14 protein-coding genes are annotated in these 14,273 nt (G+C 54.6%); 4 read left to right on the plus strand and 10 right to left on the minus strand.

Going from position 1 to position 14,273, the window contains the following annotated elements:
* Positions 1–89 precede the first annotated feature (89 nt).
* From FDW97_RS15060 to rbsK, 6 genes are all read right to left on the minus strand, one after another.
* Positions 90–1,418, minus strand: a complete 1,329-nt coding sequence (locus FDW97_RS15060) for an MFS transporter (RefSeq protein ID WP_085049138.1) — start codon at positions 1,416–1,418, stop codon at positions 90–92.
* Positions 1,419–1,427: 9 nt separating this feature from the next.
* Positions 1,428–2,930, minus strand: coding sequence for a signal transduction histidine-protein kinase/phosphatase UhpB (uhpB, locus tag FDW97_RS15065; RefSeq protein ID WP_085049139.1), 1,503 nt, complete (start codon positions 2,928–2,930; stop codon positions 1,428–1,430).
* The gene (gene uhpA, locus FDW97_RS15070) at positions 2,927–3,520 is read right to left on the minus strand and encodes a transcriptional regulator UhpA (protein WP_038635664.1); all 594 of its coding nucleotides are present in this window, start codon (positions 3,518–3,520) and stop codon (positions 2,927–2,929) included. The genes uhpB and uhpA overlap by 4 nt, the downstream gene beginning before the upstream one ends.
* 145 nt (positions 3,521–3,665) lie before the next feature.
* Positions 3,666–4,679: an aldose 1-epimerase family protein gene (locus FDW97_RS15075; RefSeq protein WP_085049140.1), complete on the minus strand. Its 1,014-nt coding sequence runs from the start codon at positions 4,677–4,679 to the stop codon at positions 3,666–3,668.
* 11 nt (positions 4,680–4,690) lie between these two features.
* Complete coding sequence (fucP, locus tag FDW97_RS15080; protein ID WP_038635670.1) at positions 4,691–6,007, minus strand: L-fucose:H+ symporter permease; 1,317 nt, start codon at positions 6,005–6,007, stop codon at positions 4,691–4,693.
* Between the two features lie 27 nt (positions 6,008–6,034).
* Positions 6,035–6,955 (minus strand): ribokinase, encoded by a 921-nt coding sequence (gene rbsK / locus FDW97_RS15085; RefSeq protein WP_085049142.1) that lies wholly within the window; start codon positions 6,953–6,955, stop codon positions 6,035–6,037.
* Between the two features lie 324 nt (positions 6,956–7,279).
* On the opposite strand from rbsK, the gene FDW97_RS15090 reads away from it, so the two are divergent.
* Positions 7,280–8,065, plus strand: coding sequence for a DeoR family transcriptional regulator (locus FDW97_RS15090; protein WP_085049143.1), 786 nt, complete (start codon positions 7,280–7,282; stop codon positions 8,063–8,065).
* A 1-nt stretch (position 8,066) separates the two neighbouring features.
* On the opposite strand, the gene ilvN is transcribed toward FDW97_RS15090, so the two are convergent.
* From ilvN to ivbL, 3 genes are all read right to left on the minus strand, one after another.
* On the minus strand, positions 8,067–8,357 hold the full coding sequence (ilvN, locus tag FDW97_RS15095) for an acetolactate synthase small subunit (RefSeq protein WP_038635677.1): 291 nt from the start codon (positions 8,355–8,357) through the stop codon (positions 8,067–8,069).
* Between the two features lie 3 nt (positions 8,358–8,360).
* Positions 8,361–10,049: an acetolactate synthase large subunit gene (gene ilvB, locus FDW97_RS15100; protein WP_085049144.1), complete on the minus strand. Its 1,689-nt coding sequence runs from the start codon at positions 10,047–10,049 to the stop codon at positions 8,361–8,363.
* 107 nt (positions 10,050–10,156) lie between these two features.
* Positions 10,157–10,255, minus strand: coding sequence for an ilvB operon leader peptide IvbL (gene ivbL, locus FDW97_RS15105; RefSeq protein ID WP_003827118.1), 99 nt, complete (start codon positions 10,253–10,255; stop codon positions 10,157–10,159).
* Positions 10,256–10,777: 522 nt separating this feature from the next.
* On the opposite strand from ivbL, the gene tisB reads away from it, so the two are divergent.
* The 3 genes from tisB to emrD all read left to right on the plus strand — a co-directional run bounded on the left by tisB (position 10,778) and on the right by emrD (position 13,202).
* Positions 10,778–10,867, plus strand: coding sequence for a type I toxin-antitoxin system toxin TisB (gene tisB / locus FDW97_RS15115; RefSeq protein WP_003023909.1), 90 nt, complete (start codon positions 10,778–10,780; stop codon positions 10,865–10,867).
* A 123-nt stretch (positions 10,868–10,990) separates the two neighbouring features.
* Entirely contained in the window at positions 10,991–11,824 is an 834-nt protein-coding gene (locus FDW97_RS15120) for a DMT family transporter (RefSeq protein WP_085049145.1), read from the plus strand.
* 193 nt (positions 11,825–12,017) lie between these two features.
* Positions 12,018–13,202: a multidrug efflux MFS transporter EmrD gene (gene emrD / locus FDW97_RS15125; protein WP_038635685.1), complete on the plus strand. Its 1,185-nt coding sequence runs from the start codon at positions 12,018–12,020 to the stop codon at positions 13,200–13,202.
* On the opposite strand, the gene FDW97_RS15130 is transcribed toward emrD, so the two are convergent.
* The gene (locus tag FDW97_RS15130) at positions 13,129–14,211 is read right to left on the minus strand and encodes a cellulase family glycosylhydrolase (protein WP_085049146.1); all 1,083 of its coding nucleotides are present in this window, start codon (positions 14,209–14,211) and stop codon (positions 13,129–13,131) included. The genes emrD and FDW97_RS15130 overlap by 74 nt on opposite strands.
* Positions 14,212–14,273: the final 62 nt, after the last annotated feature.

Here is a 14,273-nt window from a genome sequence, read left to right on the forward strand (position 1 = left end):
CAGACGGGAGACACGCCTGAGACAGCGTCCAGGTGAAACCGGGAATATTTCTTAGTTTTGCCTAACTCGGGGCAAAAAGGTGAGGTGCATCACGCTTCGTTGAGATCGCGCGGTGCCTGGGCGTTTAAGAACGGCAGCAACAGCAGTGCTGAGATGCCGGCCGCGATGGCGATCACCACAAAGAATCCGCTCCAGTGCCAGACTTCCATCACCTTCGCCAGCGGCCAGCCAGAGAGCGATGCCCCCAGATAAGCAAACAGGCCGACAAAGCCGGTCGCCGCGCCCGCCGCCTCTTTGTGCGAGCACTCCGCCGCCGCCATGCCAATCAGCATCTGCGGGCCAAAGACGAAGAAGCCGGTGGTGAAGAAGCACGCCGCCTGCATCACGTAACTGGCAAACGGCATCAGCCACAGCGAGCCCACGGAGAGCAAAATTCCGGCGGCGAAAATCAAGTTCATCGGCCCACGATTGCCGTTGAATAGCTTGTCCGAGCCCCAACCTGCAACCAGCGCGCCGATAAACCCGCCCAGTTCAAACATGGTGACGGCGGTGTTGGCGGTGACCAAATCGACGCCGAGCGTCTCCGACATATACAGATTGCCCCAGTCGTTGATCGCCGCGCGTACCACGTACACCAGCACATAGCACAGCGACAACAGCCAAATATATGGATTGAGCAACACATATTTGGTGAGGATCTCTTTACGAGTTAACCCCGCACCCTCCTGCTGCTGGGCAATTTCCAGCTCATCGTGCCGCCAGTCGCCAATCGGCGGCAGACCAATCGCCTGCGGCCTGTCGCGCAGCCGCCAGCAAAGAAAAACGCCCACCACGATCGCCAGCGTACCGGCAATCATCATCCCGGCGCGCCAGCCGTAATGCAGCGCTGCCGCCGCCATGACGATCGGAATCAGCGCGCCGCCGACGTTGTGCGCGGTGTTCCAGATTGCCCACCAGCCGCCGCGCTCGTTGCGTGAATACCACGCGGTGAGCAGGCGGGCGCACACCGGCGCGCCCCAGCCCTGGAAGAAGGCGTTCAGCGCCCACAGTACGGCAAAGGCCCAGACCGAGGTTGAGAAGCCGAACAGGATGTTAACCACGCCGGTGGCGATAAGCCCAATGCCCATAAAATAGCGGGCGTTGGAGCGATCGCTAACAATGCCGGAGACAAATTTCGACAGCCCGTAGGTGATGTAAAACAGCGTCGCCAGCAGGCCAATATCGCTGCGGGTCAGCACGCCGCTGGTGATAATTTCCGGCACCGCGGCGTTGAAGCTTTTGCGCGTGAAATAAAACAGCGCGTAGCCGAGCCAGATAGTCAGCAGGATATGCCGCCGCCAGTAACGGTAGCGGGCGCCCACTTCCTGCTTGTCGGTGATAAGCGGCGCGCTGGCCGGAGCTTTTAAAAACTGAAACATGGCCGTTCCTTAGGCGTAGCGCTGGGGCAGCGACACGCTGACGCGCGTACCGTGCATACAGGAAATCGTGAGTGAACCGCCGAGCGCCGTCACCCGCTCGCGCATCCCGGTGAGGCCGAAACCCTGCGGGTTCGACCCAGGCGGCAGGCCGCTGCCGTCGTCTTCCATCACCAGCATCAACCGCTCACCCTGCTGCCAGCCCTGGAGCGTCACCGCGCTGGCATTGGCGTGCTTCACAATGTTGTTCAGCCCTTCCTGACAGACGCGAAACAGCGTCACGCGCTGGCTTTCGCTCAGCAATGACTCATCAATTCGCCAGTCAAGGTGGCTGACAATACCGCGACTTTCCAGCTCCATTTCGCGCATCAATGAACGGATGGCCTGTTCCAGCGTGAGATCGTCCAACTGTCGCGGTCGCAGGCGACCCAGCAGGCGGCGCACCGAATCGTACACGCCCAGAGACAACTGCTCGATATGCGCCCCGCTTTGCTTAACGCCCGCGTTCTCGGGTGCCAGGCGCTGTACAATACCCGCCTGCGTGCGAATGGCGGTGATGGTCTGGCCGATATCGTCGTGCAGCTCGCGCGCCACGTCGCGGCGCACGCTCTCTTCGGTCTCCAGCAGACGTTCCGCCAGCCGATGATTACGCGCCAGCTCGTTTTGCAGCGACTGGTTAAGCTCACGCAGCCGCTGAATACCCGCGCCAAGCAGCAGGCCGGTCAGGCTTTGCACCAACAGCGAGAGCAGTAAATCGACCGGGTGATCGTGCCAGGTCTGGCTGGCAATCAGCGCGATGGCGTTCATCAACGTCGCAATCAGCGCGCCTTGCCAGCCGTAATGCCAGGCGAGCGCAATAATCGGTAAAGCGAGACAAAACGGCGTAAAGCGCGAAAGCTCAGCGGGCAAACCGAGCTGTAGCCACAGGCTGACGGTGAACAGCAGCAGATACCAGACCAGATGTCGCCCGCGCCAGTTCACCGGCTGCGACACCAGCGCCGGGCCGAGCGGCAGCCAGGTGGTGCTGGTGAGGTAGTGCCAGAACACCAGGCAGATCGGCGCCAGCGTTAATCCGCCGGTCAGGGTCAGTAACAGCGCATTCCACGCTTCCTCCCCCTGCCCCAACCACGGCAGCGATTGCAGCAGCGCCGCCGCCGTCAGCGCTGCGCCCTGCAACAGCAACGTGCGCCAGTCGCGTTGATGGCGGTATCGCGAAATCAGCATCACCGGGAGTAGCGTGAGGGCGCTTCCGATCATCAAAAGTGGCAAATGGGCCAGCGCAACCTCCTGCGCCAGCCAGTACATCAACAGCCATTCCGCACCCAGCAGCACCGGCCAGTAGCCGCGCGGGCATTGCAGCATTAATCCCAGACGCAGGCCAAACGGAAACAGCAGCACCGCCAGCTCCGGGCGTTCGACCAGATGCAGGCTGATGCTCCACAGGCAAAACCACGCGGCGGAAAAGATAAAGAAACAGGCGACAACGGTAATCAACCGGGAGAAAAGTGCGTTCATTGCCAGCCGTCAAACATCCGGCGCGCCAGTTCAACATCGTTGCTGACGTTCAGCTTTTCCATCAGGTTGGCGCGATGAACGTGCACCGTTTTCGGCGACAGCCCCAGCTCGGCGGCAATCTCTTTCACCGCCATCCCCTGCGCCAGCTTCTCCGCCACCTGACGCTCACGTTTGGTCAACGGATCCTGACGCCCGGCCGCCAGCTTGACGGCGATGTCCGGCGTCAAATAGCAACCGCCGGTCGCCACGGTATGCACCGCCGCAATCAGTTCATCCGGGCTACAGCGTTTTGAAAGAAAGCCACGCGCGCCTGCGTTGAGCGCCTGCTCGACCAGTGCCGGGCTGTCGTGGACGGAGAGCATGATGATCGCCATCCCTTTTGGCAGTTGGCTGAGTAGCTCCAGGCCCGAGATATCGGGCATCGAGATATCGCAAATACACACCTGCACGCCGCGCCCCGGTAAACCGGCCAGCGCCTCGCGCCCGGAGCCAAATTCCGCCACAACCTGCAAATCAGCTTCCAGCCCCAGCAGTTGGGCAAAGCCGGAGCGGACGATAGTGTGGTCGTCGATAAGGGCGATGGTGATCATGGGTTTGTCCTGGGGCCGGGAAACGCCTGATGGCGCTGCGCTTATCAGGCCTACGGGCAGGTAGGCCGGATAAGGCATTTATGCCGCCATCCGGCAAAAACGCTTACCTTAACGATAAGCGCTTTGGTGTTCAAGCCTTGAGCGATCAGGCTATGCCTGTCGTGACGGTAAATGTCCGGGTGTGCTGCGGTTCTATTTCAATCAAGGTGCCATTGCGTTGTGCCGCCAGGAACCCTTCGGGTCGACAGGTTGCAGGCAAGGCGAATGCCGCAACCTGTTGATCGCCGTTATACAGGATCCATCGCGTCACATAATTCAGCTCCGCGCTGGAGAAGCGTGTAACGAACGTGGTGCCATCTGGTGCTATCATGCTAAATTCCGGCTTATCTGTGTACCTGTCCAGTTGGTCAGCAAAGAAGACAATTTCCGGATCGTAAAAATTGGGTTCATTGAGCCGCGCCAGAGAAGCCTCGCCCTGCACAATCCGCTGATTAAACGCCAGCCATTGCTCAGTCGGCTTAACATGCGCGGGTATCGACTCACGCAGCTTCATGGCCTCATCCGGAATATTCTGGCTGAAGGAGGCTTCCGGTACGTAGGCATAGTTCATATGGCACATGTACTGCAACGGCATTGCCACTGAGGCGAGGTTGGTAACCGCCATCTGAATATCAAACAGCGCGCTCGCTTTGTGCATTACCACCGCAGGATGCGCCTGATAATGATGACCGAACCCCATCACATACTCATAGCGTCCACCCACGCGCAAATTCTCACCCTCCAGCTCCAGCCAGGCTTCATCCATCGCGGCACAAGCCATTTCACCGTGCAAAGGATGTGAATCTTCTGACGATGGGCAACCATTAGCCAACAGACCTGAGTGGAAGGCAAAACAGCCGTAGGTCGCCACCACTTCCGCCGCCGGTTTCGGCTGACTGAACATGTTACGCATGGTCAGGTCATGGCCATCAAACTGAGCATCCCAGATCATTTGCCCCATCCAGGGCAGAATAACCAGATGTCCACGACTGTTTTCTACCTTCAGCCCTTCCACTCCGCTGGCGTAACGAAATGCGGTAACCGTGAAGTCACTATTCTTCAGTAAGATTCGCGGATGCTCTGCAAAGAGTTCTCGCCACAGCGTTATACGTGTTGTCATGATCGCTCTCCTCAGGAAACTGTCGCTTCTGCCAGGTTGTTGCGCACTTTGCTTTCACGCCAGAAGTAGATACCGACGTACACGAAGCAGAGCATGGAAACCAGGAACGAAAGTTGCAATGAATGGAACATATCAGCCACATAGCCCTGAATCGCCGGAACCACCGCCGCGCCGACAATCGCCATAACAATGACGGCACCTGCCATTTCGGTATGTTCGTTATCCACGGTATCAAGCGTACCAGCATAGATTGTCGCCCAGCAGGGTCCAAACAGGACACTTACCAGCACTGCGACATACACAGCGCTGAAACTTGGCGCCAGTGCAACATAGATGAGGAACAGGGCACCAATGATGGAATAGAGAATCAGCACTTTTTCCGGATTGAAGCGTGTCATCAAAATGTTGGCGATAAACTTACCGATAAAGAAGCAGGCGAAGCTATAGACCATGAAGGTTGAGGCGTCGCGCTCGTTGATATCACCTAATTCCAGGGCCAGACGGATGGTGAATGACCACACCGCGACCTGCATCCCCACATAAAGAAATTGCGCCACAATTCCACGACGGAAACGGGCATTGCTGGCCAGATAACGCAGTGTATCCATCGCTGACGGGCGTTTACGACTCGTGGTTTGCGCGACTTTACAGGTCGGGAAGCGGGTCAGCAGGAATAACACCATCACCACAACCAGCACCATAATCATGTACTTGTATGGCTCAAGAGTATTTTCCAGCATCATCACTTTAAAGTTATGGATCTGCTCGGCGTTCATCCCGGCCATCTGTTTTTCCAGGCTTTCGCCTTCAGAGAAGACCAGATATTTACCCAGCAGAATACCAGCCGCTGCGCCAATAGGATAAAAGGTCTGGCTGATGTTCAGGCGTAAGGTCGCATAGGCTTTTGGGCCTATCATTGAGCTGTAGGTGTTGGCTGCCGTTTCCAGGAAACTCAGGCCAATCGCAATCGCGAAAATCGCCGCAAGGAACATGGTGTAGGTGGCCATGTGCGATGCCGGGAAAAAGAGTGTACACCCAACGATATAAAGGGTCAGCCCCATTAAGATGGCGATTTTATAACTGGTTTTTTTTATCACCAGAGATGCCGGGATCGCAATTAAAAAATAGCCGCCATAAAAGGCACTCTGAACTAATGCCGAGGCAAAGTTACTGAGTGAAAATACACTTTTGAATTGCGTAATCAGAATATCATTTAATGCGGCTGCGCATCCCCATAACGGGAATAAACAGGATAACAAAATAAACTGGAACAGAGGGGTCTTATTCAAATAGCCATCAGGCATCTGAATGATGTTTTTATCGTTCATAGTGCTACCTTTTACAGTGCAGGAGTATTATTCGTTTAAGGTAAGAAACTCATTAAATTGTTCGATGCTTGGATAAGATGATTGAGTGCCTTTCCCGGTAACGCTGAAAGCAGCGAAGAGAGCGGCTTTTTTCATGGCGGTTTCCACATCACCGCTTTGTACGTAATAGTGAGCAAAACAACCGATGAAAGCGTCGCCTGCGCCACTGGTATCGACAGCGTTCACTCTAAACGCCGGAACATGGACTTCCTGGTCACGCGTCATCCACAGCGCACCTTTCTCACCCATGGTGACGATAATATTGTTCAGACCTTTATCAACCAGAGAACGTGCCGCTGCACGAATATGGTCATAGGTATCTACTGACATACCGGTTAATATTTCCAGTTCGGTTTCATTCGGCACGAAAAAATCACATTTACAGGCATAAGACATATCTAATTCCCGTAATGCAGGGGCGGGATTTAGTAACACTTCAATACCGTGCTTTTTGCCGAATTCAATCGCGTGATAAACAGTTTCCAGCTGCACTTCCAGTTGCAGGATAATAAGCTGACATTTTTTTAGATCTTCCGCCGCACGATCGATATCTTCCGGGGAGAGAAATTTGTTCGCTCCTTTAATAATCAGAATGCTGTTGCTGGAGTTGGCATTAACAAAGATCGGTGCGACACCGCTGCTGGTGCAGGGTACCTTTTCGACATAGGTGGTATTAATTCCCCAGGATTCGAGATTACGAATAGTGTTATCCGCAAAAATGTCATCACCGACTTTTGTCAGCATCAGCACTTTGGAATTGAGCTTAGCGGCCGCAACGGCCTGATTTGCGCCTTTGCCCCCGCAGCCAATTTTGAACGCTGGCGCTTCCAGCGTTTCCCCTTCTTTGGGCATCTGGTTGATGTAGGTGATGAGATCCACCATGTTGGAGCCAATAACCGCGATATCCATTTTACTACCTCTCAGAAACAATCACACAACAATGATATTAAAATAACATTACCATGTTACTTTTGTATCATTTGTGACTAGGATCGCGATTGGAAGATCATTTTATTGTTTATTTATTACGCTAAATGTTGCTATCCGATCACACTAAAAATGATGAAGTTGCTTACAATTGACTGAAAGTTAACTGTATATAATCAATAAAACGTGAAAAAACACGCTTTTATTTCCGAATAGTCAGACGTATAGTAATGCGGCAATGTCATGTTCTCAGAAACACAAAAATGTTACTGAAGGAACATGGAAATATGATTCGTGGAGAAGCACATGGAAACCAAGCAGAAAGAACGTATTCGACGTCTGATGGAATTGTTGAAGAAGACCGACCGAATCCATCTGAAAGAGGCGGCACGAATGCTGGAAGTTTCCGTGATGACTATTCGTCGGGATCTCAGTCAGGATGACGAGCCGTTACCCCTCACGCTGCTCGGTGGTTACATTGTGATGGTGAACAAACCTGCTACCATCGTTAACGCGCCACTCCCCGCGCAAAAGCAGTATCACCGCGACGATTTACCGGTTGCCATTCTGGCAGCGGGACTGGTGAGTGAAAATGATCTGGTCTTTTTTGATAATGGTGCGGAAATGCCGTTGGTGGTCAGCATGATCCCGGACGATATTTCCTTTACCGGGATTTGCTACTCGCATCGGGTGTTTGTAGCGCTAAATGAAAAACCCAACGCCACAGCGATTCTTTGCGGGGGAACCTACCGGGCGAAAAGTGACGCCTTTTACGACACCAGCAATCCCTCCCCGCTGGATGCACTCAACCCACGGAAAGTCTTTATCTCCGCCAGCGGAATCCATGAGCATTTCGGCGTTAGCTGGTTCAATCCGGACGATCTGGCCACAAAACGCAAAGCGATGGAACGCGGATTACGTAAAATTCTGCTGACGCGCCACGCCCTGTTCGATGAGGTCGCCCCCGCCAGCATTGGTCCACTCTCCACCTTTGACGTACTGATAAGCGACCGTCCGTTACCGGCAGATTACGCAACCCACTGCCGGAACGGCTCTGTCAAAGTGATTACCCCGGATTCAGACGGCGACTAACTCACTCGAAGAAGACGGAGATTTTATTAAACATCGACGGGTCTGACTGGTTTCGGGCGACTTTCACCACATCTTCCAGTTTGTCGATCTGGCTTATCATCTGTTCCAGACGCTGATCGTCGTTGACCAGTAGCCAGATACGGCTCTTATCGCTGTCCTGGATCGGTAGGCAAAGAATACCTTCCACGTTGAACGCGCGGCGGGCAAACAGCCCGCAGACGTGGGTCATTACGCCCGGATGGTTGCGTACGGTGAGTTCCAGGATTACGTTGTCATGAGTCTGCTGTTGCATGGCTTATTCCCCCACCATTTCAGTGTTTGCCGCGCCCGGCGGCACCATCGGGTACACTTTTTCTTCCGCGTCGATACGCACGTGGATCAGCGCAGGTCCAGGACGATTAATCATTTCCTGCAACGCTGCCTGTGGATCCGCTTCGTTATTTAAATCACAAGTTTCCAGACCAAATCCGGCTGCGATCTGCATAAAGTTAATCATCCCCGGATAGGTCGCGGCAAAAACACCCTGCTTATAGAACAGGCTCTGCTGCTGATGTACCAGACCCAGCGCTTCGTTATTCATCAGAATGATTTTAATATCCAGCTGATTTTCGCTGGCCGTCGCCATTTCCTGAATATTCATCATCAGGCTACCGTCGCCAGAGAAGCACAGGACTTTTTTATCCGGGTTCGCCAGCGCCGCGCCAATGGCCGCCGGCAGACCAAATCCCATGGTGCCCAGACCACCAGAGGTCAGCCACTGGCGTGGACGGTTCAGCGGATAAGCCTGCGCCGCCCACATCTGATGCTGGCCGACGTCGGTGGTGATAATGGCGCTGTCATCCACGCAAGCCGCCACAGCGTTGATCAGCCCATAGTGACTGAGCGGGTCGCTTTCCTGCGGAATAGCGCAAGGAAACTCACGTTGTAAATCGGCCACCATCTGATGCCATGCCTCTCGCGGCTGGGCTGCAACCAGTGGGATCAGTTGCGCCAGAACCTCATCGACATCCGCCTGAATCGCGACATGCGGCTGTTTGATTTTACCCAGCTCCGCACGATCGATATCCACGTGGATGATTTTGGCGTTCGGGCAGAACTGTTCGGTTTTACCAATCGCCCGGTCATCAAAACGTGCGCCCAGAACAATCAGTAAGTCCGCTTCTTGCAGAATAAAGTTGGTGCTGCGCGCGCCGTGCATACCCAGCATGCCTAACGACAGCGGATGCGCCTTTGGCAGCATGCCCAGCGCCATCAAGGTCATGGTGGTAGGCAGCATGGCTTTTTCGGCCAGTTCACGCACGCGTGCGGGCGCGTTAATCACGCCGCCGCCGAGGTACAGCACCGGACGCTGTGCGGCATTAATCATGGCCGCGGCATCGCGAATGCTGTCCTGACTGAACGCCGGCGCCGCCATTTTCTGCGCGGGTTCCGGCATCTCTTCAATGTCAAATACGGCGGTTTGAATATCCTTAGGAATGTCTATCCACACCGGGCCTGGACGTCCGGACTGCGCAATGCGGAACGCATCGCTCATGACCTGCGGTAATTCATTGATATGGCGGACCAGATAGTTGTGTTTGGTGATGGGGATAGAAATACCGTAGGTGTCGACTTCCTGGAAGGCGTCGGTACCGATCATCGAGGCCGGAACCTGCCCGGTGATACACACCAGCGGGATGGAATCCAGACGAGCATCGGCAATCGCGGTAACCAGGTTGGTGGCGCCCGGCCCGCTACAAGCCATACACACGGCGGGTTTACCATCGGTTCGCGCCATGCCTTGCGCGATAAACCCCGCACCCTGCTCGTGGCGCGCCAGGATATGACGGATTTTCGTGCTTTGGCTTAACGCGTCATAGACGGGAAGGATCGATCCGCCAGGGATACCGGTGACTACCTGGATTCCCTGACGTTCCAGGAAATGAACGATGAATTCTGCGCCCGTAAAACGCGTACGCTTGGATGTTATGCCCGAACTTGCCATGCTCCAGTCCTTTTATTCTGGGCCGTTGCTCCGGGCAGGTCTCTTAAACGAAAAACCCCGCCCGGTTTGCGCCGGCGGGGTTTTGGAATCGTGTGTTGATCCGGACCCTACGGCGCATTGCCGACGACCACCACCACACGCACGACGACCGCTGCGCGAGATGGCGCAGTTTTTAGTAGGGTCGCAGTCAGCATGGAAGGGTTCATTAGGGACCTGTCTGTTTGTTGATTAACTGGATTTATACAAACACAGGTTTTTCAGCGTGACAATGGAAAAATTTTCATCTGCACAAAAATGCGTCAAAGATCACATTTCGCTATGTGATGATGAAAAACAAAAAACCCCGCCGGAGCGAGGTTCTTTTCAGCGTTGTGCGGTTGGTAGCCGCCGAGCACACTGTGTTATGTCAACGAGAAAAGTATACGCGTTCTGCGAAGAACACGCAATTTCGGCACGAATTTTGATGATGTTGAGTATGGCCTAATGTTGACGTCTCGTCCATAAAATACTGTTAATTTATACAGTATTTATCTATAATATTTCGGTACGCAATGTGTTATGCGGGGGCCGCATCGTAAACCGGCGCATCAAAGTCCTGGCTGAAACGGGTGGTGCCGTCAGCGCCTTAACCCCCGTGTGAGCACACTGTGTTATGTCAACAAAGGTGCTGGCAACAGGCAGCGGCGAGGTACGCCAGCACCGTGCTCCTTGTACCAAAAGGAGAGCGTATGAGCCTCGTGGATATCGCTATTCTTATCCTCAAACTCATTGTTGCAGCACTGCAACTACTTGATGCCGTTCTGAAATACGTTAAGTAATTCAGATTCAAGTCGCACCTAAGGGGAGCGGGTAACACTCCGCTCCCCTTTCACCTTTTCCCAGGTGCTTGTCACGCGTCAATATGTTACGTTTTTATGACATTCTCAGGGAAGAATTCCGCCATGACGCTTTCTGTTTTCTGCATTTTGCTGTTCGCCGCGTTGCTGCATGCCAGCTGGAATGCCATTGTTAAGGCTGGAAACGATAAACTGTACTCGGCGATCGGCGTCAGCGGCTCGGCTGCGATTATGGCATTGATCTGCTTACCCTTTGCGCCTCAGCCTTCTGCCGCCAGCCTGCCGTTTTTGGCTGTCTCAACGGCCTTACAAGTGGTGTACACGGTTCTTGTCGCCAAAACCTATCAGGTTTCGGATATGAGTCAGACCTACCCTTTAATGCGCGGCACCGCACCGTTGCTGGTTGCGATTATCAGCGTCCTGTTTCTTGGCGATAGTCTCTCTATGCTTGCCTGGGTGGGGATTGCCACCATCTGCCTGGCTATTCTCGGCATGGCATTTAACGGACGAAGCAGCTCGCAACGCGGGATCGTTCTGGCGCTCATTAACGCCTGTTTTATTGCCGGTTACACGCTGGTCGACGGCACCGGGGTACGCTTATCAGAAACCGCGTTGGGTTATACGCTGTGGACCTTCTTTCTGAACGGTTCTTGCCTGCTCACATGGGCGATGATCGCCAGACGCCGGGAAGCGTCACGCTATCTGGTACAGCAGTGGAAGAAAGGTATTCTTGGCGGGATTGGCACGATGGGTTCCTACGGACTGGCGCTGTGGGCCATGACCCAGGCGCCGTTGGCGGTGGTCGCTGCGCTGCGTGAAACTTCCATCCTGTTTGGCGCGCTGCTCGCCTGGCTGCTGCTGAAAGAGAAGGTCGCAGGGATACGTCTTGTCGCAGCCGCAGGTATTGCCATAGGCGCGGTTTTGCTACGCTTGTCATGATCTGTTGGTCGACCTGATGCAATCCGGCAACATTTGTTGCCGTTTTTTGTTTACATTTCCTGCCGTTCATCGCTTAAACATTCCAGCCTACTATCTGGCCTTCTTTTTCTGTTGTGGTAGATTCCACGCGCATTTACGGGAAAGTGCAGCACCTTATTCTTATTTTTTCACTTTTTTAAAAGTTATCAGCGAAATGAAAAGGCATAGAAGCGTCAATTTGTTGTTGATGTTGGTATTACTGGTGGCGGTTGGACAGATGGCGCAAACCATTTATATCCCCGCTATTGCTGATATGGCGCGTGAACTGAACGTTCGCGAAGGGGCGGTGCAGAGCGTGATGGCCGCCTATCTGCTGACCTACGGCCTGTCACAACTGTTTTACGGCCCACTTTCCGATCGCGTTGGCCGCCGTCCGGTGATCCTCGCCGGGATGTCTATTTTTATGCTGGCCACGCTGGTCGCCATCACCACCCACAGCCTGACGGTACTGATTATCGCCAGTGCAATCCAGGGGATGGGAACGGGCGTCGGCGGTGTGATGGCGCGAACCTTGCCGCGAGACCTGTATGAAGGTACACAGCTTCGTCACGCCAACAGTTTGCTGAATATGGGGATCCTGGTCAGTCCGCTGCTGGCGCCGCTGATTGGCGGTATGCTGGATACCGTGTGGAACTGGCGCGCTTGTTATATTTTTCTGCTGATTCTGTGCGCGGGCGTCACGTTTAGCATGGCGCGCTGGATGCCGGAAACGCGCCCGGCAGGCGCGCCGCGTCCACGGCTTATCGCCAGCTACAAGACGCTGTTTGGCAACAGCTCTTTCACCTGTTACGTGCTCATGCTGATCGGCGGCCTGGCGGGCGTTGCGGTCTTCGAAGCCTGCTCCGGGGTATTATTGGGCGCAAGGCTGGGTTTAAGCAGCATGGTGGTCAGTATCCTGTTTATTCTGCCTATTCCGGCGGCGTTTTTCGGCGCCTGGTTCGCCGGTCGCCCGAACAAGCGTTTCTCAACGCTGATGTGGCAGTCGGTCATCTGCTGTCTGGTTGCCGGTTTGATGATGTGGATCCCAGGCCTGTTCGACGTGATGAACGTCTGGACGCTGCTGGTTCCCGCCGCGCTGTTTTTCTTCGGCGCCGGGATGTTGTTTCCACTGGCAACCAGCGGCGCAATGGAACCTTTCCCGTTCCTGGCGGGCACTGCCGGCGCGCTGGTCGGGGGATTACAGAACATTGGTTCCGGTGTGCTGGCGTGGTTCTCTGCGATGCTGCCACAGACCGGACAAGCCAGTCTGGGCCTGTTGATGACCCTTATGGGGCTGCTGATTTTTGTATGCTGGCTTCCACTGGCGTCACGCGTGTCGCATCAGGGGCAGGCGGTTTAAGCGCATGATGGCCCGGTTTATCGCCGGGCTTGTCACATTCAGGCGCAATCATCGTCGTCAGTAACGGCTCCAGCGCCGGACGCCAGGCTCCCTCCTCGCCATCATAGAACTGCGTATCCGCATTGACAGCATAGGGAATCTTCGCTTTCTTCAGCTCGCACGCCATAAAACGGGCGAAGGCCATTTGCGCAGCAGAAGGTCCATTTTTAATGGTTTCTCCCGGCGACCAGCCGCCTACCCAACTCACATGACCGGTTTTCTGCTGCCAGCGAATGGCGGTATTGATACGGGCGCGAATAGCCGTCTTTTCCGCTGCAGTCCCTGACGTCCATGGGTATTTGCCGTTATTTTTCAGCGGCCCCCACGGGAAGATATGCCATTCGGCCAGCACGGTATTCTGGCTTTGCGGCGGCAACTTCAGGTTCGGCAGTTCTTCCGGCGCGGCACGCAGTCGCGGCGCAATGAAGATCATCCGTTGCGGGTCAATAGCGTGGATGGTACGAATCGTTTTGTCATACACCCGGTTGAGCGATGCCTGATTATGGTTGAGCTTATCCGCAGGTTCATAAATCAGGTCAAAACCCAGAAGCGGCGAACGTTGACCAAAGTAATGCGCCACCGCCACCCACCAGTTCACCACCTCTTTTTCATTACCGGCGCTGGGGTCTTGTTTATATTCATCCGCCTGGTAAGCAATAATCGGGATTACGCCATACTGCTCGCAGGCTTCGACCAGCTTGCGCAGATGAATCAGTCTGGCTTCTGTCGGTTCTCCCGCCACGCGAATGCGCACATGGGAAATGCCTTTCGCCCTGAAATCCCGCACCACCAGCGGATCGAACTCGCGGATGCCACGCTCGGTTCGCGCCCAATCTACGTCCATCCCGACCCCAAGCTGCTGTGCATACGACGCCGCCGTCAGCGCAGGTTGCGCAGCGCACACGGTGGCGCTGGCGAAGAGTAACAGGGAAACAATCGACTTTAACACGGTCGTCCTTACGCAAATCATCAGGAGTGATATCACGTATTTAGCATGCTTTTTCACTTTCCGTGTAGAGAGAAAGCGTAAAA

This window comes from Citrobacter sp. wls708, assembly GCF_005281255.1.
In the GTDB taxonomy this organism is placed as follows: domain Bacteria; phylum Pseudomonadota; class Gammaproteobacteria; order Enterobacterales; family Enterobacteriaceae; genus Citrobacter; species Citrobacter werkmanii.

Bases quoted from the DNA above. Each gene is read 5' to 3' on its own strand.
- FDW97_RS15120 (WP_085049145.1), top strand. From the start codon at position 10,991: ATGACGCTTTCTGTTTTCTGCATTTTGCTGTTCGCCGCGTTGCTGCAT.
- ivbL (WP_003827118.1), bottom strand. From the start codon at position 10,255: ATGAACCCTTCCATGCTGACTGCGACCCTACTAAAAACTGCGCCATCT.
- tisB (WP_003023909.1), top strand. From the start codon at position 10,778: ATGAGCCTCGTGGATATCGCTATTCTTATCCTCAAACTCATTGTTGCA.
- FDW97_RS15090 (WP_085049143.1), top strand. From the start codon at position 7,280: ATGGAAACCAAGCAGAAAGAACGTATTCGACGTCTGATGGAATTGTTG.
- FDW97_RS15130 (WP_085049146.1), bottom strand. From the start codon at position 14,211: ATGATTTGCGTAAGGACGACCGTGTTAAAGTCGATTGTTTCCCTGTTA.
- uhpB (WP_085049139.1), bottom strand. From the start codon at position 2,930: ATGAACGCACTTTTCTCCCGGTTGATTACCGTTGTCGCCTGTTTCTTT.
- rbsK (WP_085049142.1), bottom strand. From the start codon at position 6,955: ATGGATATCGCGGTTATTGGCTCCAACATGGTGGATCTCATCACCTAC.
- uhpA (WP_038635664.1), bottom strand. From the start codon at position 3,520: ATGATCACCATCGCCCTTATCGACGACCACACTATCGTCCGCTCCGGC.
- fucP (WP_038635670.1), bottom strand. From the start codon at position 6,007: ATGAACGATAAAAACATCATTCAGATGCCTGATGGCTATTTGAATAAG.
- FDW97_RS15060 (WP_085049138.1), bottom strand. From the start codon at position 1,418: ATGTTTCAGTTTTTAAAAGCTCCGGCCAGCGCGCCGCTTATCACCGAC.
- ilvN (WP_038635677.1), bottom strand. From the start codon at position 8,357: ATGCAACAGCAGACTCATGACAACGTAATCCTGGAACTCACCGTACGC.
- emrD (WP_038635685.1), top strand. From the start codon at position 12,018: ATGAAAAGGCATAGAAGCGTCAATTTGTTGTTGATGTTGGTATTACTG.
- FDW97_RS15075 (WP_085049140.1), bottom strand. From the start codon at position 4,679: ATGACAACACGTATAACGCTGTGGCGAGAACTCTTTGCAGAGCATCCG.
- ilvB (WP_085049144.1), bottom strand. From the start codon at position 10,049: ATGGCAAGTTCGGGCATAACATCCAAGCGTACGCGTTTTACGGGCGCA.